This is a genomic window from Streptomyces sp. 2114.4 (assembly GCF_900187385.1).
In the GTDB taxonomy this organism is placed as follows: Bacteria; Actinomycetota; Actinomycetes; order Streptomycetales; family Streptomycetaceae; genus Streptomyces; species Streptomyces mooreae.
The window spans coordinates 5839167-5865341 of record NZ_FYEY01000001.1 but is presented as its reverse complement, the minus strand read 5'-3'; the positions used below and the strand labels follow the sequence as shown (position 1 = coordinate 5865341).

Here is a 26175-nt window from a genome sequence, read left to right as displayed (position 1 = left end):
CGACTGCCTGCTCGCGGGTGGCTTGTGTTGCGTGGGCGGTGCTTCTGCGTGTGCGCTCCGCGCGGGCTCCGCGGTCCGTGCGTCGTCCTCGGCCCTGCGGCCGGCCTGCATGGCGTTCATTCGGTACCACCTCCGGCACCGACTGTGACGCTCCCGCCCCGATCTGTTGGATCTTGGTGGACAGTGAGCCGGTTGTGGATAACCTGCTCACCCGTCCGGGTGGCGCCGGGCGGGTCCGGGGCGCGCCCGGGACCCGCTCCCTCCGCCGCTTCCGGCCGCCTCAGCTCCCCGGAAGGTCCAGGTCGCTCTTGTTGAGCTCTTCGATGTTCACGTCCTTGAATGTGAGGACGCGCACCTGCTTGACGAAGCGGGCCGGGCGGTACATGTCCCAGACCCAGGCGTCGGCCATCGACACCTCGAAGAACACCTCTCCCTGAACCGAATGCACCTGCATCTCGTAATCATTGGTGAGGTAGAAACGCCGCTCGGTCTCGATCACATATTTGAACAGCCCGACGACGTCGCGGTACTCCCGGTAGAGCTTCAGCTCCATCTCGGTCTCGTACTTCTCGAGGTCCTCGGCGCTCATGGCAGATCCCCTTCAGCCGTGCGTCCCCCCATTGTGCGTCAGACCCGCTCGGTCTCCAGGAGCACCGGCGCCTCGGGGGGCCCTTCGTCGAGCAGCGTGCGCAGCAGCTCGGCGAGTCTGGTTGGATACACCGTCTCATGCGAGGCGGACAGTTCCTCCGAAGTCCACCACCTCAGTCCCGAGACGCTGCGTCGTTCCAGGTCAGTCTGCCCGCCGGTGTCGGTGGCAGTCCGATCGGTCCTTCCCAGGTAATACCACTCGTCCTGCTCCCAGCGCCGCCCGTCGAACGGGAAGGCACAGCGGCGCTTCCACAGGACGGGGCCGAGAACGGCGTCGGTGATGCCGGTCTCCTCGGCGAGCTCGCGGCGGGCCGCCTCTTCACGGGTCTCCGTGCCTTCCAGGCCGCCACCGGGGGTGAACCACCACTTCTCGGCGGGGCGGGCCGGTTCGAAGCCGTGGAGCAGCAGGATCCGGTCGTCGGGGTCGAGCAGCACGATGCGGGAGACCTGGCGCACCGGGGGCGCGCCCGGTGTCTCACCGGCCGCCGTCCCCTGGGCCGCGGCCGGTCCCTCCACGCCCCGTCGTGGTCCCTCAGGCACCCTTGCGCGCCTTGCGCCGGGCCAGGGGCCCGTAGGCCGCACCGACGAGGATGAGGACCGCGCCGGCGACCACCGCGAGGGTGATGGGCCGCACCGGGCCGGGCTGCGAGGTGCCGCCGGGCAAGGCGGAGAAGGCCGCCGGGCGCTGCATCACGCCGACGCTGCCGAGCGGCCAGGCGCGCGCGTCGACCCGGGCATTGACGGCGCTGCGCGGTACGGAGCCGTGGTCGCCGTCGGTGAGGTGGACGCGGGAGTCCAGGGAATCGCTGCGGTGGTCACCGAGCAGGAAGAGCTGGCCGGTGGGGACCTTTGCCTTGAAGCCGATGGGTGAGGCGGGCCCGCTTCCCTGCAGATACGGTTCCTCGACGGGGGTTCCGTTGATGGTCAGCCGGCCCTGCTTCGTACAGCAGGCGATCTTGTCACCGCCGACGCCGACGACGCGCTTGACCATCGGCAGGTCGCCCCAGGTGGAGTCCTGGAAGACGACGATGTCGCCGCGGCGTATCTCGGAGCCGTCGACCTTCTCCGCCAGGACCCGCGCCCCGACCGCGATCGTCGGTGTCATCGAGTCGGTCGGCACCGTATAGGGGCGGTAGATCAGCGCTGCCCATACGAAGCCGCCCAGGAACAGCACACAGCCGAGGGCCACGGCCAGACCGGACAGCACACTGCCCGTCGTCCGGCCGTGGCCGTCAGTCCTGCGTTCCGTACTGCTGCTCATCCCAGCGCTCCCACCCCGCGGACCGCGCCCGCGTCGAAGATCCGGGACGGCACCTTACCTGGGGTTACGTGTTCCGGTCAGCCTTCGGCGACGCCAGATCACGATCGGCACGGCACCGGCGAGGCCGAGGGCCGCCGGCGTGGCCGCCATGGCCTTGTTGATACCGGGCTGATCGAAGGTGTCCGGCACGGGCAGCGTCGCCCAGCGGTTGATGGGCCAGGCAATGGTGAACGCCCGGCCGACGACCTCGTTCTCCGAGACCGTGCCGTTGCCCTTGAGGTTCTGGTGGTAGCGGGAGTCGAGGGAGTCGTCGCGGTGGTCGCCCATCACCCAGATCCGGCCCTTGGGGACGTGGATCGGACCGAACGCCCGGTCGCCGCAGGGCGTGGCCCCGGGGAAGACGTAGGAGGCTTCGTCGAGCGCCTTGCCGTTGACCTTGACGGGGCCGGTGCCATGGCACTCGACGGTGTCACCGCCGACCGCGATCACCCGCTTGATCAGGTCCTTCTCCTCGGCCGAGGGCATCAGGCCGATGAAGCTGAGGACCTTCTGGACGGGGTTGGGCTCAGGAGTCGGCGTCTCGTTCAGCCAGCCGCCCGGGTCGTGGAAGACGACGACCTCGCCGCGCTGCGGCTTGGAGCCGAACCACGGCGTCAGCTTGTCGACCAGGACCCGGTCCCCGCGCTGCAGGGTGTCCTGCATCGAATCGGACGGGATCGAGAACGCCTGCACCAGGAACGTCTTGATCAGCAGCGCGAGGAGCAGCGCGATCCCGATGAGGATCGGCAGCTCCTTCCAGAAGGCACGCGGCTTCTTGGCCTTCTTCATGCCACCGCTCACCTCCTTGCCCGCCGACATGTCCAACGTATCGGACCTGTCCGACGAGTCCGCCGAAGGTGAACTCTGGGCCTGCGCCCCTGACCGAGCTGGTGACTGATGCACGGAACTCGCCGCCGGCCGCGTGGGCTCACCACGTCCTGCCGGCTCTTCGGGCTCTTCGGTTCCGGACCGCGCGCCGACCGCCAAGTCCCCCACATCTGCTCCTCACTCCACGCACTCGCCTGCCCGTCAACCGGCGCAGGCCCACCACTCCCATAACGAGCGGGAGTTCCGCAGGGGTCGGGAGTACGGTCAAACTGTCGGGGGACAGCCTATGCGGAGCGCCTGCCGCCGACGCCTTGGCGCCCGGCGCGTCGTGCACGGTCGTGAAGGTGTCCGGCTCTTCCAGGCGCCGCCAGTGGCTGAACGGCCAGCCGATCACCACCGCCCGGCCCACGACGCCATCCTCCGAGACCGTGCCACGGTACGGCTCGTCCAGGTGGAAGCGCGAATCCGCGGAGTTGGAACGGTGGTCGCCCATCACGAAGATCCGTCCGGTGGGGACGGTCACCGTGAATTTCAGCGTGGAGGGCGGGTTGCCCGGATGGATGTACGGCTCGGTCAGCGGGGTGCCGTTGACCGTGACCTTGCCCTGTTCGTCGCAGCATTTGACGGTGTCGCCGCCGACCGCCACGACGCGCTTGATCAGGTCCTGCTCGTCGGCCGACGGCAGCAGCCCGATGAAGGTCATGGCGTCCTTGACCGGCTGGAAGGCGCCGCCGTCGGCGGGGGGCTTGTTCTGTTCGCCCTTGAGCCAGCCTCCGGGGTCCTTGAAGACCACCACATCGCCGCGCGCCGGCTTGGAGCCGAACCACGGCGTCAGCTTGTCGACCAGCACCCGGTCGCCGATCTTGATCGTCTGCTCCATGGAGCCGGACGGGATGACGAAGGCCTGGACGAGGAAGGTCTTCAGGACGAGGGCGATGGCCAGCGCCACACCGACGAGGATGGGGATTTCCTTGAGGTAGGAGCGTTGTCTGCGGCGTTTGATGCGCCGTGCCATGCGCCGCCGCTCGGCCCGGCCACCGGTCCCGGTCCGCCCCGCCCGCCTGCCGCTCGCGGCCCCGCCCGCCCCGGAGCCGTCGTTCCCACCGGTCTCCTGGGGGTCGCCGTACGCGCCGCTGCCGCTGTACGGGGCGTCGGCGCCGCGGCCGCGCCGGGGCCTGTCGGCGCCCCTTCCGGGCCGAGGGGTGCCCTTGCCCCCGTGGCGGGGGCGTCCGCGGTTACCCATGGGGGCCTGCCGCTGCGGGTATCCGGTCGAAGGACCGTGGGTGCTCGAAGGTGCGCCAGCGGCTCGCCGGCCAGGTGATCAGGTCCGCGCGGCCAATGACCTTCTCCAGCGGGACCGTGCCGCCTCCGGGGTCACCGAGGTGGTCGCGGGAGTCGCTTGATCTGGCGCGGTGGTCCCCCATGACCCACAACCTGCCCTCCGGCACCACGATGTCGAAATCCACCGAGGACGGCGCGTCCCCAGGGTGGAGATACGCCTCATCCACGGGCTCACCGTTCACTTCGATCCGCCCCCGTTTGTCGCAGCAGGTCACGTGGTCACCGCCGATGCCGATCACGCGCTTGACGTAATCGCTCTCGGCGGGAGGGGCCAGGCCCAGCGCCGCGCCGGCTCCGCGCAGCAGCCCCGTGACGGGATTCTCCTCCTGCTCCCTGTGAACGAAGGAACCGGTGCCGTCGAACACCACCACATCGCCCCGCGCCGGCTCGCTGCCGAAACGGTACGCCAGCTTGTTGACCAGCACCCGGTCCCCGATCTGCAGGGTGTTCTCCATGGAGGAACTGGGAATCAGAAAAGGCTGCGCCACACATGCGCTGAGCAGCAGGACGAAGGCCAGGCAGAGCGCGAGCAGGGTGGCCGGCCGGTGGCGCAGACCGGCCGCACGGGCGAGCAAACGCGCGGAGCGCGACCCCTGCTCCGGCCCCTGTTCGGGGGTGGGAGAGGGGTCGCGCTCCGTGAGCTGTGCGTCGGTGTCCATCGGGCCCTGAGCCTATCCGGCCGGATCCGGACCCCGTACGCGAGCGTGGGTTTGCGTTGCCCCGGCGCAAAAAATCGTGCTCCGGGACGGCCCGGCTCAGTTGTCGCGCTTCTCCTTGATCTTCGCGGCCTTGCCGCGGAGCTCGCGCAGGAAGTACAGCTTGGCGCGACGGACGTCACCGCGGGTCACGACCTCGATCTTCTCGACGATCGGGGTGTGCACCGGGAAGGTGCGCTCGACGCCGACGGAGAAGCTGACCTTGCGGACCGTGAAGGTCTCGCGCACGCCGGCGCCCTGACGGCGGATGACAACGCCCTTGAACTGCTGCACACGGGAGCGGTTGCCCTCGATGACGCGGACGTGGACGTTGACGGTGTCACCCGGGCGGAAGGCCGGGATGTCGCTGCGCTTCGACGCGGCGTCGACGGAGTCGAGAAGGTGCATGACCTACTGCTTTCTTCGCTGATGCCACAGGTCATCAACGGGATATCGGAAATGATGTGTCGGATGCCGCTGTGTCGGACGGGCGTCGTTCCCCCTGTGGCAGGGGCGCGCGGCGGACGCACACGGCAGCGGCCTATTCTTCCACGGCCCCGCTCGTCCGCCCAAATCGGCCGTCCTCGCCCGCTGACCAGCCCAGAGCGGCCAGGGTCGCGCGGTCGTGTTTGTCGAACGCGGCGGGGTCGGCGCGCTCGATGAGATCGGGGCGGTTGAGGTCGGTGCGGCGGAAGGCCTCGTCACGGCGCCAGCGGGCGATCTTGCCGTGGTGGCCGCTGAGCAGCACCTCGGGGATTCCGCGGCCGCGCCACTCGGGAGGCTTGGTGTAGACGGGGCCCTCCAGGAGGTCGGCCATCGCGCCGGGGGCGAAGGAGTCGTCCTGGTGGGAGGCGGCATTGCCGAGGACGCCGGGCAGCAGCCGGGCCACCGCCTCGACCATGACCAGCACCGGTGCCTCGCCGCCTGCCAGGACGTAGTCGCCGATGGACACCTCGCGGACCTCGACTCGCTCGCCGTACTCCTCGATGACGCGGCGGTCGATGCCTTCGTAGCGGGCCGGGGTGAACACCAGCCAGGGCTTGGCCGAGAGCTCGACGGCGAGCTGCTGGGTGAAGGGGGCGCCGCTCGGGGTGGGGACGACGATCACCGGTTCGCCTTCACCGGACGCGAGGATCTCATCCAGCGCCTCGCCCCACGGCTCGGGCTTCATGACCATGCCGGGGCCGCCGCCGTAGGGGGTGTCGTCGACGGTGTTGTGCTTGTCGTGGGCCCATGCGCGCAGGTCGTGGATGCGCACGTCGAGCTGTCCGCGGGCGCGGGCCTTGCCGACGAGGGAGACGTTCAGCGGCTCGAGGTACTCCGGGAAGATCGTGACGACGTCGACCCGCATCAGCGGTCCTCGTCGGTGGTGGCGCGGCCGGTGGCGATCTCCGCCTGGCTGTCGTCGAGGAGGCCGGGCGGCGGGTCGATGACCGCGCGCTGCTCCTCCAGGTCGATCTCCGGCACGATCTCGGAGACGAACGGGATCAGCACCTCACTGCCGTCGGGCCGCTGGACGACCAGCAGGTCCTGGTAGGGCAGATGGGAGATCTCGGAGATCCGGCCGACGACGGTGCCGTCGCGGGTGACGACATCGAGGTCCATCAGCTGGTGGTCGTAGAACTCCTCGGGGTCCTCGGGGACTTCCTCGGGGTCGACCTCCGCGATCAGCAGGGTGTTGCGCAGCGCCTCGGCGGCCGTGCGGTCCGCGACGCCCTCGAAGCGCAGCAGCAGCCGGCCGCTGTGCACCCGGCCGGCCGTGATCGTCAGCGGTCCGACAAAGGACGGTTCGGTGGCGAGGACGGCGCCCGGGGCGAGCCGCAGTTCGGGCTCGTCGGTGCGCACCTCTACCGTGACCTCGCCCTTGATGCCGTGGGCGCGGCCGATCCGTGCCACTACCAACTGCACGCTGTTCTCTCCCGTTTTTCTTGCGGCTGAGCCGCCGCCGCTCTCGCGGAGGCGGCCGAGGACCGTCGCGGTTCTCCATGGGGTGCGGTGCGGGTGAATGCACCCTCACCAACGAACTCGGGCCGGGGACGGCCCGAGGGCCCTCCCCGGCCCGAGCCGGTGTTCAACTTGTCAGCGGACCTGGTCCACGTCGACGAGGTCGACGCGGATGCCACGGCCGCCGATGGCGCCCACGACGGTCCGCAGAGCGCGGGCGGTACGGCCGTTGCGGCCGATCACCTTGCCGAGGTCGTCGGGGTGGACCCGGACCTCCAGCACGCGCCCCCGGCGCAGGGTGCGCGAGGCTACCTGCACGTCATCGGGGTTGTCGACGATGCCCTTGACGAGGTGCTCGAGGGCTTCCTCGAGCATGCTCAGGCCTCGGTCGACTCGGAGGTGGACTCGGCCGCAGCCTCGTCCGCCTTCTTGTCAGCCTTCTTCGCCTTCGGGGTGATGGCCTCACCCTTGGGCTCGTTGCCGGAGTCCTTGGCCGCAGCCTCGAAGAGGGCGCGCTTGTCGGCCTTCGGCTCGGCGACCTTCATCGGCGCCGGGGCCGGCAGGCCCTTGAACTTCTGCCAGTCGCCGGTGACCTTGAGGATGGCCATGACGGGCTCGGTCGGCTGCGCGCCGACACCCAGCCAGTACTGGACACGCTCGGAGTCGACCTCGATGCGCGAGGGGTTCTGCACCGGGTGGTACAGACCGATCTCCTCGATGGCCCGGCCGTCACGGCGGGTACGGGAGTCGGCGATGACGATGCGGTAGTGAGGCGCGCGGATCTTGCCCAGACGCTTCAGCTTGATCTTGACTGCCACGGGAGTGGTGTCTCCTGGTCTTGACGTGGTGGGGCACAACGGGATGCCACGTGGGGTTGCGGTACTCGGGGTGCCCGATGGACGCGTCAGCCGGAGGAGAGAGGGGTCCTGTGCGACTGTCGAGTACAGCTAGCCATTGTGCCACACGCCCGTGGGTCAGCCGACCGCGGCCACCTCGGGGATCCGGAAGGGCTTGCCGCAGCCGCCGCAGACGATCGGCGCCTGGGCCAGTACGGAGGGCACCACGCGGACGTTGCGCCCGCAGTCACAGACGGCCTTGACGCGGACGCCCCCTCCGGAGGAGCCGTGCCGGGCGGCCGGCCCCCGGAAGCTGCGGGAGGTGTCGGTGGCGGTGGCGGCGGTGTGCGCCTTGAGGGCTCTGGCCAGTCGTTCGATGGTGGAGCGGTAGCGCCTTCTGGCCTCGGGGTTGAGCGTGACCAGGGAGAAGCCGCTGCTGGGGTGCGGCTCGTCGGCATGGTCCAGGCCCAGCTCCTCGGCGATCGCCAGGAAGCGGCGGTTGTGGTAGCGGCCTGCGCGGGAGGTGTCGCGGATGCCGCGGGTTGCGGCGATGCCGTGGACTGCCTCATGGAGCAGCCGTTCGAAAGAGAGTTCGGCGCCGCAGGCGGACGAGGACTCTCCGATCAGGGACTCGGGCGCGGCCAGGTCCGGCAGCTCGGGGTGGTGCCGTTGAATATCGGCCCAGGCGAGCGCCAGTTCGGCGGCGAGGACAGGCGGTGTCGTGCTCACGTCGTGACAACGAGCCGGGGTCGCCCGGTGTTCCGATTCCGGGGCATCCCAAATAATTTGCACGTACCAGTCAGTTTACGGTCATGAGGCGTGCCGAGGGCGGGGTGCGCAGATCTGCGCAGAAGACGCCCAGGGGACCTCAAGCCGGTACGTATCCCCGCGTACGCCGCATGGCGTAGCCGGTCGTATCCCGGGGCAACGATCATCGCGGCGATGGTACGGCGGTCACCTGCACCCGGTCGGTACCGGCTCGCACCCCACCCTAGGGGCCGGTGGGGCGGGTGGCCGGACGGCACCCCGGGGCGCGGGGAGCGTCCGGGCGGCGGGTGCTGCCGTGGCGGAACGGCGCCGGCCGGGGCACCCTGGAACGGCGCTCCAGGGAGCGGACCCGGCGCACACGGGGGCGCGCGGGAGACAACCCCGGCGCACCCCCTGGACGCCCGGACGAATGCGCAGTTGTCTGGATCGCGGGGGCGCACGACGCGCGAACACGGGGGCGATCGGTACGGAACAGCTTCGGGTTCTCGGCGAATAGGGGCGCTATCGATGTCACCGACGCTCGTGCGGCACCAGCTTCCGCACTCCGGATCCATGCGCTGCGACGGCCCTCCCGTTCCGGCCGGGTCACGGGCGCGCAGCCGTGACTGGGCCGAGATCCAGGAGCGGATGCTGGTACCGCTCTACGAGGCCGCGTACGACCGTCTGGGGGTCGGGCCCGGTACCCGGCTGCTGGGGCTGGGGTGTGGCTCCGGGCTGGCGCTGCTGCTGGCGGCGGCGCGGGGTGCGCAGGTCAGCGGGGTGGATGCGGACGAGTCCCGGCTGGAGCTGGCGCGTGAACGGCTCACGCCGGACGGTATGCCGGAGCACACCCGGCTGGTCAGCGGCGGCCTGGAGGACGCGGCGCCCGGGGACGCCGCCTTCAACGTGGTCACGGCGTTCCATCCGGTGGGCTGTGTGAGCACGGTCGAGGGGCTGACGGCGTCGCTCACCGCGGCGGCGGGGCTGGCGGAACGCGGCAGTGCGGTGGTGCTGGGCGGCTGGGGCCCGGTGGAGCGGTGTGCCACGGCCGGGGTGCTGCGGGTGGCGCAGCGGCCGGCCGGTCCGGCGGGTGCGGACGCCACCGGCTCGGCCGGATGGTGGCCCAGCGGCCGGGACGATCTGGAGGAGCTGGCGGAGCGGGCCGGGCTGCGGCCCGACGGTTCGGGCCGGGTGGCCTGCCCGTTCGGGTACGCGGATCTGGCGAGTGCGGTGCGGGGGCTGCTGTCGACGGGGCTGTTCGACACGGCGCTGGAGGCGGCCGAGCAGCGTCAGGTGGAGAAGGAGCTGGCGGAGGCGTTGCATCCGCATCAGCGGGCCGACGGGACGGTGTGGATGCCGAATGTCTTCCGCTATCTGATCGCGCGGACGAGGTAGCGCGGGGTCGGCGGCAGTGCCGGGGGCGGGCGTGACGACGGGCTCTCGGCGGGCGGTTGGCGGCGGTTGGCGGTATCCAGGTTTCCGGACGGGGTCCGTTCCCGGGCGGGGTCCGTTCCCGGGCGGGGTCCGTTTCCGGACGGGTTTCGGCCGCACCGGGCGGCCGGGAAGGCGCTGATGAGCGATCTGCTGCAAACCGTCTCGGGCCCCCTGCCCGCTTCCGCCGTGCGCGGGCCGGTGCTCGCCCATGAGCATCTGGCGCTCGATCTGACCCGCGCCGACAGTGCGGCGGCCCTGACCCCCGGGCACCGTGCCGCGATCACCGAGGAACTGGCGTCGCTGCGCACCGAGTTCGGGCTCGGTCTGCTCGTCGAGCTCACCTGCCGGGGCATGGGGCGCGATGTGACCTCGATGGCCCGGATCGCCGCGGATTCGGGGGTGGCGGTCATCGCGGCGACCGGCTGGTACTACGAGCCGTTCCATCCCGGAGAGCTGAGCCGCACCAGTGCCGAGCGGCTGGCCGGCACGCTGATCGGGGAGATCGAGCGCGGCTGCGGTGGCTCCGGGATCCGTCCGGGGGTGATCGGCGAGGTCGGCAGCCACGGCGATGCGCCGAGCGAGCCGGAGGCGCGGACGCTGACCGCGGCGGCGCTCGCCGCCGCGGCGACCGGGCTGTCGGTGGCCACCCATGCCCGGTTCGGCCGGGGCGGCCTCGCCCAGCTGGAGCTGCTGACGGCGGCCGGGCTGCCGCCGCACCGGGTCAGCATCGGCCATCAGGACCTGCTCGACGAGCCGGCGGTGCACCGGGAGCTGGCGGCGGCCGGTGCGTACCTCGCGTTCGACACCGTCGGCAAGGAGAGCTACCGGAGCGACGGGGTGCGGCTGCGCCTGCTGCTGGCTCTCCTGGAGTCCGGATACGCCGACCGGGCGCTGCTGAGCTGCGATGTCTCCCGCCACGGCTACCTGCTCAGCGAGGGCGGGACGGGCTACGGGCACCTGTTCCGGTCCTTCCTGCCGCGGCTGCGGGCGGCGGGCGTGGACGAGGAGCTGGTCGACCGGCTGACGCGGCGCAATCCGCTGCGATTTCTCACGGGGCAAGACGGGGCGGACGAGGGCCCGGCGGACGGCGGCGGGCCGGTCCGGGGGCGATGAGGCGGGGGCGGGCGCCCACCCCGTGCCCCGTGCCGCGTTCCCGCCCCGTATCCGCCCGGCACGGCAGAGCCCCCGACCACCCATGGGGGCCGGGGGCTCGTCAGCCGAAGCTGCGGGAGGGCGCGGGAGGGCTCAGCCCATGAACTTCTTGAACTCCTCGGGGAGTTCGAAGTTCTGCGGGTCCTGGCCGCCCTGCGGCAGGCCCAGCGGGTTGCCGGCCTGGGCGGCCTCCCGGCGTGCCGCCGCGGCCTCTTCCTCGGCCTTGCGCTTCATCGGGTTACCGCTCTTGCGCTTGCCCTTGGCCTGCTTGACCTGCTTCTTCTTGCGGGCTCCACCGCCCATGCCAGGCATCCCCGGCATGCCGGGCATCCCGGGCATGCCGCCGCCCTGGGCCATCTTGGACATCATCTTGCGGGCGTCGAAGAACCGCTCGACCAGGCCCTTGACCGCGCTGACGTCGACACCGGAACCCTTGGCGATACGGGCCCGGCGCGAGCCGTTGATGATCGTCGGCTCCTGGCGCTCGGCCGGGGTCATCGACTTGATGATGGCGGCCGTGCGGTCGACCTCGCGCTCGTCGAGGTTGTTGATCTGGTCCTTCATCTGCCCCATGCCGGGCAGCATGCCGAGCAGCTTGGAGATGGAGCCCATCTTGCGGACCTGCTCCATCTGGGCCAGGAAGTCGTCGAGGGTGAACTCCTTGGGGCCCTTCGCCAGCTTGGCCGCCATCTTCTCGGCCTCGGCCTGGCTGAAGGTCTGCTCGGCCTTCTCGATCAGGCTGAGCATGTCGCCCATGCCGAGGATGCGGGACGCCATGCGGTCCGGGTGGAACGCGTCGAAGTCGTCCAGCTTCTCGCCGTTGGAGGCGAACATGATCTGCTTGCCGGTGACGTGCGCGACGGACAGCGCGGCACCACCGCGGGCGTCACCGTCGAGCTTGGAGAGCACCACGCCGTCGAAGCCGACGCCGTCGCGGAACGCCTCGGCGGTGTTGACCGCGTCCTGACCGATCATCGCGTCGACGACGAACAGGACCTCGTCGGGGCTGACCGCGTCGCGGATGTCCGCGGCCTGCTGCATCAGCTCCTGGTCGATGCCCAGACGGCCGGCGGTGTCGACGATGACGACGTCGTGCTGCTTGGTGCGCGCGTACTCGATCGAGTCCTTGGCCACCTGGACCGGGTCGCCGACGCCGTTGCCCGGCTGGGGGCCGTAGAAGGCGACCTCCGCGCGCTCCGAGACGACCTGGAGCTGGTTGACGGCGTTGGGGCGCTGGAGGTCACAGGCGACCAGCAGCGGGGCGTGGCCCTGCGCCTTGAGCCAGCGGCCGAGCTTTCCGGCGAGGGTGGTCTTACCGGCACCCTGCAGACCGGCCAGCATGATCACGGTCGGGGGCGTCTTGGCGAGCCGCAGCCGGCGGGTCTCGCCGCCGAGGATGCCGATGAGCTCCTCGTTGACGATCTTGATGACCTGCTGGGCGGGGTTCAGCGCCTGGGAGACCTCGGAGCCGGTGGCACGCTCCTTGACCTGCTTGATGAAGGCGCGGACGACCGGGAGGGCGACATCGGCTTCGAGCAGCGCGATACGGATCTCGCGCGCCGTGGCGTCGATGTCCGCCTCGCTCAGGCGGCCCTTGCCCCGGAGGTTTTTGAAAGTACTCGCCAAGCGGTCGGAAAGCGTATCGAACACGGCGGTCGTCGATCCTCGGGGTCGGGGGCGGGGTGCAGTCGGGTTCCAGGGTATCGGGCCGCGCAAGCGAACCGGTCCGGCCCCGCGCCCCGGCCACTACTGCAGAGCGCGCTCCACGGCCGCCGCCACCTCATGGGCCGCACCGTCGGACAGCGGCTCCCCGTCCGCCCCCGTGACATAGAACGCATCCACCGCGTTCGCGCCCAGGGTGCTGATGTGGGCGCTGCGGACGGCGACGCCGGCCTTCTCCAGGGCGCGGCCGATGCGGTGCAGCAGGCCGTGTGCGTCCTGGGCGCGGACCTCGATGACGGTCGCGGTGCGGGAGCTGCCGGAGACCACCGTGACCCGGGGCGGCGGAGCGAGCACGGCACGGGCCCGGCGGGCGTAGGCGCGTTCGCGCTCGGCGAGGCGGGCGGGGATGTCGAGCGAGCCGTCCAGGGCGCGGGCCAGGTCGGCGCGCAGCCGGTCGGCGCGCGGCAGCGAACCGTATTCGGCGGCCACCCGCCAGCGCAGCAGCAGGACCGGGCCGTCGTCGACGGGGTCGAGCAGCAGCAGGTCGGCGGCGCGGACGGTGAGCCGGTGCAGGGCCAGCACGCCTGCGGCGGCGGCCAGGACGCCCGGTGTGCCGGCCGGGCTCGTCGAGGGGCGGCGGCCGGGTGACCGGTGGGCGGGTACGGCGATGAGCAGTTCCACACCGACCGGCTCGCGGTCGGGCGGCGCGGACCCGTCCCCGGTTCCGGCGGCGGGTTCGGAGCGGGCGTGCAGCGCCAGGGCCGGGCCGCCGGTGCGCCGGGCCTCGGTCGCCAGCCGCTCCTGCTCCGCGGTCGGCCCGTCGGCGTCGCGTACCTCCGTACGGCGCTCCCCCGCGAGCCGCGCGGTGACCCGTTTGACCAGGTCGGCGACGAGTCCACCGCGCCAGGCGCTCCAGGCGGCGGGCCCGGTGGCCAGGGCGTCGGCCTCGGTCAGGGCGTGCAGCAGCTCCAGGGTGCCGGTGCCGCCGACCGCCTCGGCGACCGCGCCCACGGTCGCCGGATCGTCCAGATCGCGCCGGGTGGCGGTCTCGACGAGCAGCAGATGGTGCCGTACGAGGGTGGCGATCACCTCGGTGTCGCGGGCACCGAAGCCGAGCCGGGCCGCCACGTCGCGGGCGATGGTCTCACCGGCCACCGAGTGGTCACCGGGCCAGCCCTTGCCGATGTCGTGCAGCAGGGCGGCGATCAGCAGCAGGTCGGGGCGGTGCACCCGGCGGGTCAGGGCGGAGGCGCGTACCGCGGTCTCGATGAGGTGGCGGTCCACGGTCCAGGTGTGGACGGGGTTGCGCTGGGGGCGGCAGCGGACGCGTTCCCAGTCGGGCAGCAGCCGGGTGATGATGCCCTCGGCCTCCAGTGCCTCCCATACGGGGACGGTGTGGCTGCCGGCGCCCAGCAGCGTCACCAGTTGTTCGCGGGCCTCGGCGGGCCAGGGCACGGGCAGCGGCCGGGTGGCGGTGGCCGCGCTGCACCGGCGGATGGAGTGGGTGGCCAGCGGCAGCCCGGCCTGGGCGGCGGCGGCCGCGGCTCGCAGGACCAGCACCGGGTCCCGCTCGGGGCGTGCGGTACGGGCCAGCACCGCCTCGCCGTCGAGTTCGACGACGCCTTCGGCGAGCGGTGAGCGCTCGCCCTTGCCCGCGGTACGGCCGTGCAGCAGGCCACGCAGCATGGGCTTGACGGAGCGGGCGCGCAGCACCCGGCCGACCTCGCGCCAGGTGACATCGGCGGCGTAGGAGATGGTGCGGGCGGATTCGTAGGTCTGCCGCAGCAGGGCGTCCGCGTCGAGCATGCCGAGGGCGCCGGCGACCTGGTCCTGCTCCTGGAGCGAGAGCCGGTCGGTGGCGCGGCCGGTCGTCAGGTGGAGCGCGTCGCGGGTGTCCAGCAGGCGGGTGCGGGCGGCTTCCAGACCGCCGCGCGGGGCGTCGGCGAGCCAGGAGGCGGCGACCGCACGCAGCGCGGTGGCGTCCCGCAGCCCGCCCCTGGCCTCCTTGAGGTCGGGTTCGAGCAGATACTGCAGTTCGCCCTGCCGCTCGGCGCGCTCCTGGCACAGGTCGTGGAGTTCCGGCAGCCGCTTGGGGGCGCTCTCGCGCCAGTCGGCGTAGGCGGTGGCGCGCAGCGCGCCGGTCAGTTCCGCGTCGCCGGCCAGATGGCGGGCGTCGAGCAGGCCCAGCTGCACCTTCAGGTCGTCGCGGGCCGCTTTACGGGCCTCGGCGGGGGTGCGTACGGAGTGGTCGAGGGCCAGGCCGAGGTCCCAGACGGGGTACCAGAGGCGGTCGGCGAGCGCGGCGAGGTCGCCGCGGTCGGCGCGGCCGTCGTGCAGCAGGAGCAGGTCGAGATCGCTGCGCGGGGAGAGTTCGCCGCGGCCGTAGCCGCCGACGGCGACCAGGGCGGTCCCGGACAGGCCGGCTTCGGTGGCGTGCCGGTGCAGCAGGCCGGCCAGCCAGTCGTCGGTCAGATGGGCCAGGGCGGCGCGGCGGTCGGGTCCGATGGCCGCCTCGTCCTGGAGGAGCCGCAGCCGGGCCGCCGGGTAGCCGCCGTCCGGGGCGGGCGCGGGCTCGCGCGCGGGTCCCGGTGTTCCGTCCGGTCCTGCCGTCTCCTCGATGCTCTCCGTCACCTCGCGCGCTCCTCGGTCGTCCGGTCCCCCGCGGTCACGTCTTCCCCGTACGGCCCCGGGGCACCTTCAGTCTGGGGCGCCGCGGGGCGGGCTGCCATCCGCCGCCCCGGCGTCCGCTCCGGTACGGCGGCGGGTGCCGCCGGTGCCGGAGCCGCGCCACGGCGGCGGAGGCGCGTCACAGCGCGTCCGGCCCCCGCTCCCCGGTCCGCACCCGTACCGCGTCGTCCACCGGGATGCTCCAGACCTTCCCGTCGCCGATCTTGCCGGTGCGCGCCGCCTTGACGACGACGTCCATCAGCTCCTCGGCGTCGGCGTCCTCGACCAGCACCTCGACGCGGATCTTGGGCACCAGGTCCACGGTGTACTCGGCGCCGCGGTACACCTCCGTGTGCCCGCGCTGCCTGCCGTAGCCGCTGGCCTCGGTGAGCGTCAGACCGTGCACGCCGAAGGCCTGCAGGGCGTCCTTCACCTCGTCCAGCCGGTGCGGCTTGATTACTGCCGTGATGAGCTTCACGCGTCCACCTTCTTCGTCAGAGCCTCGCCGAGTGCCGGTCCCTTGCGGCCGACCGTGCCGCCGCCCGCGCCGGCGAAGTCGTACGCGGTTTCCGCGTGTGCGGCCTGGTCGATGCCGGCGACCTCCTCGTCCTCGCCGACCCGGAAGCCCATCACCAGGTCGATGGCCTTGGCAAGGACGTAGGAGACGACCAGGGAGTACAGCAGGACGCAGACCACACCGACGGCCTGCCGGCCGAGTTGGTCGAGGCCGCCGCCGTAGAAGAGGCCCTTGGCCTTGCTCTGCACCCCGCCGGTGGCGAAGAAGCCGATCAGCAGCGAGCCGACGACACCGCCGACGAGGTGGACGCCGATGACGTCCAGGGAGTCGTCGTAGCCGAACTTGTACTTGAGGTTGACGGCCATGGCGCACAGCACGCCGGCGATCGCACCGACCGCGATGGCGCCCAGCGGGCTGACCGCGCCGCAGGCCGGGGTGATCGCGACGAGTCCGGCGACCGCGCCGGAGGCCGCGCCGAGCGTGGTGAACGAGCCGTGCCGGAGCTTTTCGTACGCCAGCCAGCCGAGCATCGCGGCGGCGGTGGCGACCTGGGTGTTGACGAAGGCGACCGCGCCGATGCCGTCGTCGTTGCCGAGCCAGGAGCCGGCGTTGAAGCCGAACCAGCCGAACCACAGCAGTCCGGCGCCGAGCATCACCAGGGGCAGGCTGTGCGGCCGCATCGGGTCCTTCTTGAAGCCGATGCGCTTGCCGACGACGAGGAGCACGCCGAGCGCCGCGGCGCCGGCGTTGATGTGCACCGCGGTGCCGCCCGCGAAGTCGATGACCTTCAGCTCGAAGAGCCAGCCGCCCTCGCCCCAGACCCAGTGGGCGACGGGGAAGTAGACCACGGTGACCCACAGGGCGATGAACAGCGCCCAGGCGGTGAACTTCACCCGGTCGGCGAGCGCACCGCTGATCAGCGCGGGCGTGATGACCGCGAACATCAGCTGGAAGACCGCGAAGACATAGACCGGGATGGTGCTGGTGCCCCACAGCTCGGTCAGGCCGATGTGGGCGAGGCCGGCGAAGTCGCCGTTCCAGCCGATGAAGCCGCCCTTGTCGGTGCCGAACGCGAGCCCGAAGCCGTACAGGACCCACAGGATCGTGACGATGCCCAGGCTGATGAAGCTCATCATCAGCATGTTGAGCACGCTCTTGACCCGGACCATGCCGCCGTAGAAGAAGGCGAGCCCGGGGGTCATGATCATCACCAGGGCGGAGCAGATCAGCATGAACCCGGTGTTCGCCGGGCTGAGCGTCACCTTGTCTGCTGCAAGCGTCAGGATGCCTGGGGGCATCGGCGTCTCCTCGTCGTCGATGCGGCCCGTGCGGGCGTGTTTCTGGTGGGCCGGCTTCGCGATGAGGTTGTCGCAGCGCGGTTTCGGCCAAACCTTGCCGGTGTTTCGCCGCAGTGACGAAGAAGGCCCCCGTGTTACACCCCGGTGAACTCCCAGATCAGCCCCGGACCAGCCACAGACCGCCCCGCATCCCCCGGTCAACCCACCGAAACCCACAATTGAGCAACCCCCACGGCGAGCAACCACCTCCGCGAAAGCGGCGCCGGTTTAGGCGCAAAGGGGGCGAGCCCGGCCGCGGCTGCCGCCCGCGTGACCTGGCATGGGGGAGCCGAGTCGGGCTGTACGGGGCGGCGGCCGCGGCCGGAGTTGGGGAGGGCGTGCCGTCAGACGGCCGCCGCTGATTCGGGAAGCTGGCGGGTGAGCTCGTCGCTGAGCCGGATCACCTCGGCGACACCGCCGAATTCCCGCGCCGCGGTGTCCACGGTCTTGCGCAGCCGGGTGTTGACGCGCTCCGAGCGGACCTGCCGGGCGAACGGGATCGCCTGCCGCGCCATCGCCGCGCAGGCTTCCGGCTCCTTCTGCAGCAGATGCACGGTGGCCATCCCGATCAGGTTGAGCGCATACGACCGCTGGTGCTCGGGGTCCTGGCCGAACAGCTCCACGGCGCGCTGCATGACGGGCTCGGCGAGCGAGGCGTAGGTGGGGCTGCGGCCGGCGACATAGGCGAGATCGCGGTAGGAGTGGGCGTTCTCGGCGTTCAGCTCGGCCTCGGAGAAGAAGCGGATCCAGTCCGGTTCGGGTTCGCCGGGCAGCACGTCGGAGAAGGTGTCCTCGGCCATCCGGACGGCTCGCTTGACCTTGCTGGGCTGGCCCATTCCGGCGTAGGCGCGGGCCTCCATCGCATACAACATGGCCTGGGTGCGCGGGGTGGCCGTTTCGCGGCTGCCGTACTGGGCCAGATGGATGAGCTCCAGTGCGTCGTCGGGCCGGCCGAGGTGGATCATCTGCCGGCTCATGCTGGAGAGGATGTACGAGCCCAGGGGCCGGTCGCCGGCCTCCTTGGACGCGTGCAGGGCCAGCACGAAGTATTTCTGGGCGGTGGGCTGCAGCCCGATGTCGTAACTCATCCAGCCGGCGAGTTCGGCGAGTTCGGCGGCGACCTTGAACAGCCGCCGGGACACCGCCGCGGGCTGGGGCTCCTGGAGGAGGTCGGTGACCTCGTGAAGCTGGCCGACCACCGCCTTGCGCCGCAGCCCGCCGCCGCACTGCGCGTCCCACTGCCGGAACATCGCGGTCGTCGACTCCAGGAGGTCCAGCTCCGGCTTGGACAGCCGCGCGTGCCGCCGGCCACGGTCGGGCTCCGCGACGTCGTCCTGGCCCGCGGGCACCGGGACCAGCCAGCGCTGCATCGGCTCGATGAGGCTGGGTCCCGCGGCGAGGGCGAGGGAGGTGCCGAGGAAGCCGCGGCGGGCCAGCATCAGGTCGCTGCGCGAGAACTCACTGATGAGGCTGACCGTTTGGGCCCCGGCCCAGGGCAGGTCCACACCGGAGACGGACGGGGACTGGTGCGCGGAACGCAGCCCCAGCTCCTCGATGCCGACCACACAGCCGAAGCGCTCGGAGAACAGCTCGGACAGGATCCGCGGGATGGGCTCGCGCGGCTGCTCGCCGTCGAGCCAGCGGCGGACCCGGGAGGTGTCCGTGCTGATGTGGTGCGCGCCCATCTGGCGTGCCCGGCGGTTGACCTGCCGCGCCAGCTCGCCCTTGGACCAGCCGCTGCGCATGAACCACGAACCCAGCTGTGCGTTGGGTTGTTTGGCGGCGTCGGTGCCGCCACTGCCGCCGTTGCCTCCCACTGGAAGCCCCCATCCCGATTGCTGCCTTGATGTCTGTGCCCGGTGCGTGCCGCGAACCCGCCACAGCCTGCCGCCTGTTGCGACGCCTGTCCGGGGTACATCTACCCGACCACGGATTCCGGCCACACCTTTTGGCCTGTGCCCCACCGGTCGTTGCCACCGGCATACCCGTGCGAATGATGCCTCTCCGGGGTTCGTGCACCGAAAGTAATCCTACGATCACCCCTCACGCGAGGGCGATTGCGGAAACGCCACCATTCGCCACCCCTTCGTATGAACTCCCCGACAGGCTCCCGCGATTGACTTGACACAGGTCGAGCAAGGCCGGGCGGAGCGAAGCGCGCCAGGGCTCGCACGGCACACCGCACCACCCGGCACACCACGTCACACCACCGGCACCACGGGCCGGCGACGGAGCGTGAAGGGCACGACGCCGTCAACCCGCCGACTCGTAACCACTGGCACGCACCACCCGTTGGAGGGGGCATGGGCTTCACGATCGGCGGCATCCGAGAGATGCGTTCCAGCTCCCGGCGCCGCGCCCGCTCGACCGACATCACGGCGGCGGCGGAGTACACCGGGCTGTGGGGCTGGGACGTCGTCCCCGGCGCCAGAGCGGTGCGCACGGGCAGCGGCGGCACGGACTGCTCGTGCGGCGCCGCGGACTGCCCCGCTCCCGGCGCCCATCCGCTGGCCTTCGCCGCGGAGCTGACGGCCGGGGCGAGCTGGGAGACGGCCGCCGCGGCCTGGGCGGAGACACCGGGCGCCGCGCTCTTACTCCCGGTGGGCCGGACGTTCGACATCCTCGACGTGCCCGAGGCCGCGGGGCGCAACGCCCTGGCGCGCCTGGAGCGGATGGGACTGCCGCTCGGCCCGGCCGCGGTGACCCCGACCGGCCGGGCGCTGTTCTTCGTCGCCCCCGGCGCGGCCAAGGAACTCCCCGACCTGCTCTACCGGATGGGCTGGGACGACGCCACCCTCGATCTGCGCTCCCTGGGCCCCGGCGACCACATCACCGCGCCGCCCTCCGACCTCGGCGGCCACGGCCCGGTGCGCTGGCTGCGCCCGCCGACGCCGGCCACCACGGACCGGCCGCCGCAGGCGCGGCTGGTGGTGGGCACCCTGGCGTATGTGTGCCACCGCGCGGCGGTGTGAGCCGGGGGTCCGGAGCGCACGACGCCGGCCCCCGGTACCCGCCGTGTGCGGGTCCGGGGGCCGGTGACTGTCCGGGGCGTGGTGTCCGGCGGCGTCAGTCGATCAGGGCGTCGACGAAGGCCTCCGGCTCGAACGGCGCCAGGTCGTCCGCGCCCTCGCCCAGGCCGACGAGCTTGACGGGGACGCCGAGCTCGCGCTGGACGGCGACGATGATGCCGCCCTTGGCGGTGCCGTCGAGCTTGGTGAGCACCACCCCGGTGATGTCCACGACCTCGGCGAACACCCGGGCCTGGACCAGACCGTTCTGGCCGGTGGTGGCGTCCAGGACGAGCAGCACCTCGCCGACCGGGCCGTGCTTCTCGACGACCCGCTTGACCTTGCCGAGCTCGTCCATCAGCCCGGTCTTGGTGTGCAGCCGGCCCGCGGTGTCGATCAGTACGACATCGGCGGCCTCGGTGATGCCTTCCTTCACCGCGTCGAAGGCGATCGAGGCGGGGTCGCCGCCTTCGGGTCCGCGGACCGTACGGGCGCCGACCCGCTCGCCCCACGTCTGCAGCTGGTCGGCGGCCGCGGCGCGGAAGGTGTCGGCGGCGCCGAGGACCACGGACTTGCCGTCGGCGACCAGGACACGGGCGAGCTTGCCGGTGGTGGTGGTCTTGCCGGTGCCGTTGACGCCGACGACCATGACGACGCCGGGGATCTCGTCCCCGCCGTTGCCGATGCCATTGGCGGTGTGCACGGTGCGGTCGGCGTCCGTGCCGATGAGGGTGAGCAGTTCCTCGCGCAGCAGGGCGCGCAGCCCCTCGGGGGTACGGGTGCCGAGGACCTTGACCCGCTCGCGCAGCCGCTCGACGAGCTCCTGGGTGGAAGCGACGCCGACGTCGGCGGTCAGCAGGGTGTCCTCGATCTCTTCCCAGGTCTCCTCGTCGAGGTGTTCCCGGGACAGCAGGGTCAGCAGGCCCTTGCCCAGGGTGTTCTGGGAGCGGGAGAGCCGGGCGCGCAGCCGGACCAGCCGTCCCGCGGTGGGCTCGGGGACCTCGATCTCGGGCGCGGCGGGCGCCTCGGGCTCGGCGGCCGGTGCCTCGGCCACGGGGGCCTCGGCGGTGGGCAGCGTGACTTCTTCGATGGTGCGACGTTCTTCGTCGCTGGGGGTCTCGGCCTCCTCGCCGACCTGCGGTTCGGCGGGGGGCGCGGTGACGGAGGGCTTCGGGGCGGCCGGCGGGGACGGCGGCAGCTGCTTCTTCTTACGGCCGCTGACGACGAGCCCGCTGATCGCGCCGAGCACGACCACGGCGATGATGACGGCAAGGATGACGGTTTCCATAACCCCTCCAGTATCAGCCACGCCCCGCCCGTGGGGACCGCACGCGCCGAAGCCACGGCCGGCGGGAACCGGGCACGATCAAGGGGCCGGAAAGGGGCGCCCAGGGGCTCGGTTCGAGCCGGTGGCGAGACGCGGATCTCCTCGCCGGCCGATGCCCCGCAGGAGCTGCCGCGACGGGCTGGCGACCCGGCGGGCGGGGCGACGGAACGTACCGGTGCGGCGACGGTCCGCACTGCCTCCGCCCTGCTCGGAAACGCTCGACTGGACCGTTCGACGAAGGTGGGCGACACTCGTTCTCGTCGTGGGGTCCAACGGATCGAATCGGTAGAAGTTGGATCAAAGTACGATGGTGAGCGGCCGCGCAACGCGCGTAGAGTCCTGGCAACCAATTCTGGCCAAGGCACCACAGCCGCTGCCTGCACCTCCTCTCCCCGGGGGTGCCTCCAGATCCCCGCACGGAGATACCTGCACCAATGGGCACCACCACGTCCGCTCCCGCATCCGAAGGCGCCGTCGAGACCCGCGGCATCGAGCCCGTTCCCGACCACGAACGCCAGGGCCGCGTCCGCGAGCTCTTCCCGACCTGGGTCGCCGCCAACATCAGCGTGTTGTTGCTCACCATGGGCGCCTCGCTCGTGGTCAGCAACGGGCTGAACTTCTGGCAGGTCCTGCTGGTGGCCGCGATCGCCGCAGCCGTCGCGTTCGGCATGGTGGGCGTGCTGTCGGTCTCGGGCAAGTGGGGCGGCGCCCCCGGCGCGATGCTCTCCCGGGCCGCGTTCGGCGTCCGCGGCAACTACTTCCCCGGTGCGATCCTGTGGGTCGCCCGCTTCGGCTGGGAAACGATCAACGCGGTCACCGGCGCCTATGCGGTGCTGACCGTGCTGCACCTGCTGCTGGGGATCGAGACCAACAACGTCCTCGTTGTCGTCACCCTGCTCGCGTTCGTGGCCGTCACCTACCTGGTGAGCGGTCTGGGCCGCAAGGCGCTCAACGTCTGCAACCGGTACTCGACGTACCTGTTCGGCCTGTTCAGCATCATGGTGCTGGTCTACCTGGTCGCCACGATGAACTGGGACGCCATCTTCGCCAAGAAGGCCGGCACCACCGCCATGGTGATCGCGGGCATCGGCACCATCGCGGCCGGCGGGATCAGCTGGGTGCCCACCGGTCCCGACTTCGCGCGCTACCTCCCGCACTCCACGTCCGGCAAGAAGATCGTCGGCACCACCGTCTCCGGCGCGGCCCTGGTGCTGCTGCCGATGGTGCTGATGGGCGGCGTGATGGCCGTCTCCAACCCGAAGCTGGCCGGCCAGAACACCGACCCGATGTCCTTCCTCGGCACCATCCTGCCGCCCTGGCTCGCGGTTCCCTACCTGGTCACCGCGCTGGTCGGCATGGTGCTGATCAACAGCCTGTCGATGTACTCCGCGGGCTTCACCGCCCAGACCATGGGTGTCAAGCTGCCGCGGGCCCTCGCGGTCAGCATCAACGCCGTCATCAGCCTGGTCGGCGGCCTGTTCATGATGCTGGTGGCCAAGGACTTCATCGGCCAGTTCATCGCCTTCCTGACGCTGCTCGCGGTCTCCTTCTCCGCCTGGATCGGCGTCTACGGCGTCGACATGGCCCGGCGGCGCAAGCTGGCGGTGCGCTATGACGCCGACAGCCTGATGAACACCGGCCGCACCAGCCGCTACTGGTACACCGGCGGCTTCTGCTGGCAGGCCATGACGGCCTGGGCGGTCGCGCTCGGCGCGGGGCTGTGCTTCACCAAGGTCCAGTGGTTCACCGGCCCGCTGGCCACCACCTGGATCGGCGAGAACGGCCTGGGCTGGGCGGCCACGATCGCGCTCGCCGCGCTCGTCTTCGCCGTCCTGCCGGCGCCCCGGGAGTCCGTCCCGGCGGCCGGGGCCGGCGACGCGGCCGGGGCCCGGGAGCCGGCCGAGGTGGGCTGACCCGGTCGCCGCGCCGCGGGCCGGAACCGCCCCCTAGTGATCTGACGTAACGTCAGCTAGCGTCCCCTTCGCCAACCGCCTTGGCGAAGGGGACGTTTGCCATGTCTGCCCTGCCCTCCCTGCCTGACCTGCCCTCCCTGCCTGCCCGGCCGGTCACGGTCCTGCGCATCAACCTCGTCGACCCCGCGCCCACACCCGACGCACTGTCCGCCCGCTACCGGGCCGCCGTCGAGATGGCCGCGTTCGCCGACGACCGCGGCCTGACCATGGTCCAGACCGAGGAGCACCACGCCACCACCAACGGCTGGATGCCCTCCCCGCTCACCTTCGCGGGCGCCGTCTTCGGTGCCACCCGCCGCATCGGCGTCACCGTCTCCGCGCTGATCACCCCGCTGCACGACCCGCTGCGGCTGGCCGAAGACCTCGCCTCGCTCGACCTCCTCAGCGGCGGCCGGCTGGTCACCGTCGCCGGCCTCGGCTACCGGCCCGAGGAGTACGCGGCGCACGGGAAGGACTGGCAGGGCCGTGGCGCGCTCCAGGACGAGGTGCTGGAGACCGTACTGTCCGCCTGGACCGGTGAACCGTTCGCCTACCGGGGGCGCACGGTCCAGGTCACCCCCCGCCCGTACACCCGGCCGCACCCCCTGCTGCTGATCGGCGGCAGCTCCCGGGCCGCCGCCCGGCGCGCGGCCCGCCTGGGGCTCCCCCTCTTCCCCAGTGCCCACCTCCCGGAGCTGGAGGCCTACTACCACGAGCAGCGCACCGCCTTCGGCACCGAAGGCTGGGTGATGCAGCCGCCCGCACACACCTCGCTGCTCCACCTCTCCGAGGACCCGGACCGCACCTGGGCCGATTACGGGGGCCATCTGCTGCACGAGGCCCGGATGTACGCCTCCTGGCAGGCGGCCGGCACCCGCTCCGCGGTGCGCTCGTCGGCCCGGGACGTCGCGGCGCTGCGCGAGGAGGGTGTCTACCGCATCGTCACCCCGGACGAGTGCCTGCGGCTCGCCCGGCAGGCGGGCGCCCAGGGCTCGCTGATCCTGCATCCGCTGTGCGGCGGGATGCCCGTCGACGAGGGGTGGCGCTCGCTGCACCTGTTCGCCGAGGAGGTGCAGCCGCACCTCAAGGACTGACGGCCGGGGGCGGGTTCAGCCTTCCGGGGAGAAGACGAAGAGGGTGCAGCCGGCCGCCGGCTGCGCACCGGCGGGCGTTCCGTGCGGCGGGCGGCGCGCCCCGGGCCGGCGACGACGCCTGAGGCGCCGCGGCGCACCGGCACGGAGCAGCGGCGCACCGGCACAAAAAACGGGTACTGCCCGGGGTCCCTGTTGACCCGGGGCAGTACCCAGTACTGAGGAGAAGGACTGGCGGGGGGTTAGCCCATCTCCTCCAACGCCTTGCCCTTCGTCTCCTTGACGTACTTCAGCACGAAGGGGATCGAGAGCAGAGCGAAGACCATGTAGATGACGTACGTACCCGAGAGGTTCCAGTCCGAAAGGCTCGGGAAGCTGGCCGTGATGGCCCAGTTGGCGATCCACTGCGCGGAGGCGGCGACGCCCAGCGCGGCGGCGCGGATCTTGTTCGGGAACATCTCGCCGAGGAAGACCCAGACCACGACGCCCCAGGAGAGGGCGAAGAAGAGCACGAAGACATGGGCGGCGATCAGGGCCACGGTGCCTTCGGTGGCCGGCAGGGTGCCGGCCGCGGTCTTGGCGGAGAAGGCCCACGCCTCCAGGCCGAGCGCGATGGCCATACCGGCCGAGCCGACCAGCGCCAGCGGGCGGCGGCCGATCCTGTCGACGAAGATCATCGCGATCACGGTGCCGATGATGTTGATGATCGACGTCGTGAAGCTGTAGAAGAACGACGCACTCGGGTCGATGCCGACGGACTGCCACAGCGCCGAGGAGTAGTAGAACGCGACGTTGATGCCGACCAGCTGCTGGAAGACCGACAGTCCGATGCCGACCCAGACGATCGGCAGGAAGCCGAACTTGCTGCCGAGCAGGTCCTTGAACGACGCCTTGTGCTCGCGGCGCATCGCGTCCTCGATCTCCGCGACCCGCTTGTCGAGGTCCACGGCCTTGCCCTCGACCTCGGCAAGCACCTCCTTGGCCTTGGAGACCTTGTTGACGGAGATCAGGTACCGCGGCGACTCGGGGATCGCGAAGGAGAGCAGACCGTAGAGCACGGCCGGGATGACCATCACGCCGAGCATCCACTGCCAGGCCTCCAGGCCGGCGATGACGCCGCGCTGCTTGCCGTCGGCGAGGTTGAGGATGCCCCAGTTGACGAGCTGGGAGACGGCGATGCCGATGACGATCGCGGCCTGCTGGAACGAGCCGAGACGGCCGCGGTAGGCGGACGGCGAGACCTCGGCGATATAGGCCGGGCCGATGACCGAGGCCATACCGATGGCGAAACCGCCGATGATCCGCCAGAAGGCGAGGTCCCAGAGGGCGAACGGAAGAGCCGAGCCGACGGCGCTGATGGTGAACAGCACCGAGGCGATCTGCATCACGCGGATACGGCCTATGCGGTCCGCGATCCGGCCCGCGGTGGCGGCGCCGATGGCACAGCCGATCAGCGCGATGGCGATCACCTGGGCGAGTACGGCGGAACCGACGTCATAGCGGCCCCGGATCGCCTCGACGGCACCATTGATGACAGAGCTGTCATAGCCGAAGAGAAAGCCGCCCATCGCGGCAGCCGCGGTGATGAAGATGACATGGCCGAGATGTTCGGGATGGGCCTTGCGGCCTTCCGAACCCGTCGGCTGCGCGGTGCTGGTCAACGTGAACTCCAGTGGCCCGGCTGCGCTG

General features: G+C 71.4%; 24 protein-coding genes. 5 read left to right on the top strand and 19 right to left on the bottom strand.

The features are described 5' to 3' along the window. Positions 1 to 280: 280 nt before the first annotated feature. The 12 genes from CFW40_RS25940 to CFW40_RS25885 form a co-directional block, all read right to left on the bottom strand. Positions 281 to 589 (bottom strand): DUF2469 domain-containing protein, encoded by a 309-nt coding sequence (locus CFW40_RS25940; RefSeq protein ID WP_003980220.1) that lies wholly within the window; start codon positions 587 to 589, stop codon positions 281 to 283. Positions 590 to 627: 38 nt separating this feature from the next. After that, positions 628 to 1164: an NUDIX hydrolase gene (locus CFW40_RS25935; RefSeq protein ID WP_088800288.1), complete on the bottom strand. Its 537-nt coding sequence runs from the start codon at positions 1162 to 1164 to the stop codon at positions 628 to 630. 16 nt (positions 1165 to 1180) lie between these two features. Then, positions 1181 to 1909 (bottom strand): signal peptidase I, encoded by a 729-nt coding sequence (lepB, locus tag CFW40_RS25930; RefSeq protein ID WP_088800287.1) that lies wholly within the window; start codon positions 1907 to 1909, stop codon positions 1181 to 1183. A 54-nt stretch (positions 1910 to 1963) separates the two neighbouring features. Next, complete coding sequence (gene lepB / locus CFW40_RS25925) at positions 1964 to 2944, bottom strand: signal peptidase I (RefSeq protein WP_371127260.1); 981 nt, start codon at positions 2942 to 2944, stop codon at positions 1964 to 1966. Beyond that, the gene (gene lepB / locus CFW40_RS25920; protein WP_220457246.1) at positions 2877 to 4019 is read right to left on the bottom strand and encodes a signal peptidase I; all 1143 of its coding nucleotides are present in this window, start codon (positions 4017 to 4019) and stop codon (positions 2877 to 2879) included. The genes lepB (CFW40_RS25925) and lepB (CFW40_RS25920) overlap by 68 nt, the downstream gene beginning before the upstream one ends. After that, positions 4012 to 4776 (bottom strand): signal peptidase I, encoded by a 765-nt coding sequence (gene lepB / locus CFW40_RS25915; protein ID WP_088800286.1) that lies wholly within the window; start codon positions 4774 to 4776, stop codon positions 4012 to 4014. Before lepB (CFW40_RS25915) ends, lepB (CFW40_RS25920) begins: the two co-directional genes overlap by 8 nt. 96 nt (positions 4777 to 4872) lie before the next feature. Then, positions 4873 to 5220 carry a 50S ribosomal protein L19 gene (gene rplS / locus CFW40_RS25910; protein WP_018087148.1) on the bottom strand — a complete coding sequence of 116 codons (348 nt, stop codon included), beginning with the start codon at positions 5218 to 5220 and terminating at the stop codon, positions 4873 to 4875. 133 nt (positions 5221 to 5353) lie between these two features. Then, the gene (trmD, locus tag CFW40_RS25905; RefSeq protein WP_088800285.1) at positions 5354 to 6163 is read right to left on the bottom strand and encodes a tRNA (guanosine(37)-N1)-methyltransferase TrmD; all 810 of its coding nucleotides are present in this window, start codon (positions 6161 to 6163) and stop codon (positions 5354 to 5356) included. Next, positions 6163 to 6720: a ribosome maturation factor RimM gene (gene rimM, locus CFW40_RS25900; protein ID WP_088800284.1), complete on the bottom strand. Its 558-nt coding sequence runs from the start codon at positions 6718 to 6720 to the stop codon at positions 6163 to 6165. The genes trmD and rimM overlap by 1 nt, the downstream gene beginning before the upstream one ends. A gap of 171 nt (positions 6721 to 6891) precedes the next feature. Beyond that, on the bottom strand, positions 6892 to 7131 hold the full coding sequence (locus tag CFW40_RS25895) for an RNA-binding protein (RefSeq protein ID WP_003980229.1): 240 nt from the start codon (positions 7129 to 7131) through the stop codon (positions 6892 to 6894). Between the two features lie 2 nt (positions 7132 to 7133). Beyond that, the gene (gene rpsP, locus CFW40_RS25890; protein ID WP_030080385.1) at positions 7134 to 7574 is read right to left on the bottom strand and encodes a 30S ribosomal protein S16; all 441 of its coding nucleotides are present in this window, start codon (positions 7572 to 7574) and stop codon (positions 7134 to 7136) included. A 156-nt stretch (positions 7575 to 7730) separates the two neighbouring features. Next, positions 7731 to 8321 carry a hypothetical protein gene (locus tag CFW40_RS25885; protein WP_088800283.1) on the bottom strand — a complete coding sequence of 197 codons (591 nt, stop codon included), beginning with the start codon at positions 8319 to 8321 and terminating at the stop codon, positions 7731 to 7733. Positions 8322 to 8867: 546 nt separating this feature from the next. Between CFW40_RS25885 and CFW40_RS25880 the strand changes: the two genes are divergently transcribed. Further along, on the top strand, positions 8868 to 9734 hold the full coding sequence (locus CFW40_RS25880) for a methyltransferase domain-containing protein (RefSeq protein WP_088800282.1): 867 nt from the start codon (positions 8868 to 8870) through the stop codon (positions 9732 to 9734). Positions 9735 to 9911: 177 nt separating this feature from the next. Continuing rightward, positions 9912 to 10886, top strand: a complete 975-nt coding sequence (locus CFW40_RS25875; protein ID WP_088800281.1) for a phosphotriesterase — start codon at positions 9912 to 9914, stop codon at positions 10884 to 10886. A gap of 132 nt (positions 10887 to 11018) precedes the next feature. Here the strand turns inward: CFW40_RS25875 and ffh are convergent, their stop codons facing one another. The 5 genes from ffh to CFW40_RS25850 form a co-directional block, all read right to left on the bottom strand. Further along, positions 11019 to 12575 carry a signal recognition particle protein gene (gene ffh / locus CFW40_RS25870; protein WP_088800280.1) on the bottom strand — a complete coding sequence of 519 codons (1557 nt, stop codon included), beginning with the start codon at positions 12573 to 12575 and terminating at the stop codon, positions 11019 to 11021. 96 nt (positions 12576 to 12671) lie between these two features. Continuing rightward, positions 12672 to 15218, bottom strand: coding sequence for a [protein-PII] uridylyltransferase (locus CFW40_RS25865; RefSeq protein WP_088800279.1), 2547 nt, complete (start codon positions 15216 to 15218; stop codon positions 12672 to 12674). 175 nt (positions 15219 to 15393) lie between these two features. After that, a complete protein-coding gene (locus CFW40_RS25860; RefSeq protein WP_088800278.1) occupies positions 15394 to 15732 on the bottom strand; it encodes a P-II family nitrogen regulator in 339 nt (112 codons plus the stop codon). After that, a complete protein-coding gene (locus CFW40_RS25855; RefSeq protein WP_088800277.1) occupies positions 15729 to 17069 on the bottom strand; it encodes an ammonium transporter in 1341 nt (446 codons plus the stop codon). The genes CFW40_RS25860 and CFW40_RS25855 overlap by 4 nt, the downstream gene beginning before the upstream one ends. A 383-nt stretch (positions 17070 to 17452) precedes the next feature. Continuing rightward, positions 17453 to 18925, bottom strand: coding sequence for a hypothetical protein (locus CFW40_RS25850; RefSeq protein WP_088800276.1), 1473 nt, complete (start codon positions 18923 to 18925; stop codon positions 17453 to 17455). Between the two features lie 486 nt (positions 18926 to 19411). Here CFW40_RS25850 and CFW40_RS25845 point away from each other — a divergent pair, with 486 nt between their 5' ends. After that, positions 19412 to 20080, top strand: coding sequence for a bifunctional DNA primase/polymerase (locus CFW40_RS25845; protein WP_088800275.1), 669 nt, complete (start codon positions 19412 to 19414; stop codon positions 20078 to 20080). Positions 20081 to 20174: 94 nt separating this feature from the next. Here the strand turns inward: CFW40_RS25845 and ftsY are convergent, their stop codons facing one another. Then, positions 20175 to 21404, bottom strand: coding sequence for a signal recognition particle-docking protein FtsY (gene ftsY / locus CFW40_RS25840; RefSeq protein WP_088800274.1), 1230 nt, complete (start codon positions 21402 to 21404; stop codon positions 20175 to 20177). 473 nt (positions 21405 to 21877) lie between these two features. Here ftsY and CFW40_RS25835 point away from each other — a divergent pair, with 473 nt between their 5' ends. Beyond that, positions 21878 to 23356 carry a cytosine permease gene (locus tag CFW40_RS25835; protein WP_088800273.1) on the top strand — a complete coding sequence of 493 codons (1479 nt, stop codon included), beginning with the start codon at positions 21878 to 21880 and terminating at the stop codon, positions 23354 to 23356. Between the two features lie 101 nt (positions 23357 to 23457). Continuing rightward, a complete protein-coding gene (locus CFW40_RS25830; RefSeq protein ID WP_088800272.1) occupies positions 23458 to 24489 on the top strand; it encodes an LLM class flavin-dependent oxidoreductase in 1032 nt (343 codons plus the stop codon). Between the two features lie 239 nt (positions 24490 to 24728). Here CFW40_RS25830 and CFW40_RS25825 read toward each other — a convergent pair whose 3' ends face one another. Beyond that, the gene (locus tag CFW40_RS25825; RefSeq protein WP_088800271.1) at positions 24729 to 26147 is read right to left on the bottom strand and encodes a sugar porter family MFS transporter; all 1419 of its coding nucleotides are present in this window, start codon (positions 26145 to 26147) and stop codon (positions 24729 to 24731) included. Between the last annotated feature and the right edge of the window lie 28 nt (positions 26148 to 26175).

Bases quoted from the DNA above. Each gene is read 5' to 3' on its own strand.
- trmD (WP_088800285.1), bottom strand. From the start codon at position 6,163: ATGCGGGTCGACGTCGTCACGATCTTCCCGGAGTACCTCGAGCCGCTG.
- CFW40_RS25830 (WP_088800272.1), top strand. From the start codon at position 23,458: ATGTCTGCCCTGCCCTCCCTGCCTGACCTGCCCTCCCTGCCTGCCCGG.
- CFW40_RS25880 (WP_088800282.1), top strand. From the start codon at position 8,868: ATGTCACCGACGCTCGTGCGGCACCAGCTTCCGCACTCCGGATCCATG.
- rplS (WP_018087148.1), bottom strand. From the start codon at position 5,220: ATGCACCTTCTCGACTCCGTCGACGCCGCGTCGAAGCGCAGCGACATC.
- CFW40_RS25845 (WP_088800275.1), top strand. From the start codon at position 19,412: ATGGGCTTCACGATCGGCGGCATCCGAGAGATGCGTTCCAGCTCCCGG.
- ftsY (WP_088800274.1), bottom strand. From the start codon at position 21,404: ATGGAAACCGTCATCCTTGCCGTCATCATCGCCGTGGTCGTGCTCGGC.
- CFW40_RS25875 (WP_088800281.1), top strand. From the start codon at position 9,912: ATGAGCGATCTGCTGCAAACCGTCTCGGGCCCCCTGCCCGCTTCCGCC.
- lepB (WP_088800286.1), bottom strand. From the start codon at position 4,776: ATGGACACCGACGCACAGCTCACGGAGCGCGACCCCTCTCCCACCCCC.
- lepB (WP_088800287.1), bottom strand. From the start codon at position 1,909: ATGAGCAGCAGTACGGAACGCAGGACTGACGGCCACGGCCGGACGACG.
- CFW40_RS25855 (WP_088800277.1), bottom strand. From the start codon at position 17,069: ATGCCCCCAGGCATCCTGACGCTTGCAGCAGACAAGGTGACGCTCAGC.
- CFW40_RS25940 (WP_003980220.1), bottom strand. From the start codon at position 589: ATGAGCGCCGAGGACCTCGAGAAGTACGAGACCGAGATGGAGCTGAAG.
- CFW40_RS25895 (WP_003980229.1), bottom strand. From the start codon at position 7,131: ATGCTCGAGGAAGCCCTCGAGCACCTCGTCAAGGGCATCGTCGACAAC.
- lepB (WP_220457246.1), bottom strand. From the start codon at position 4,019: ATGGGTAACCGCGGACGCCCCCGCCACGGGGGCAAGGGCACCCCTCGG.
- CFW40_RS25835 (WP_088800273.1), top strand. From the start codon at position 21,878: ATGGGCACCACCACGTCCGCTCCCGCATCCGAAGGCGCCGTCGAGACC.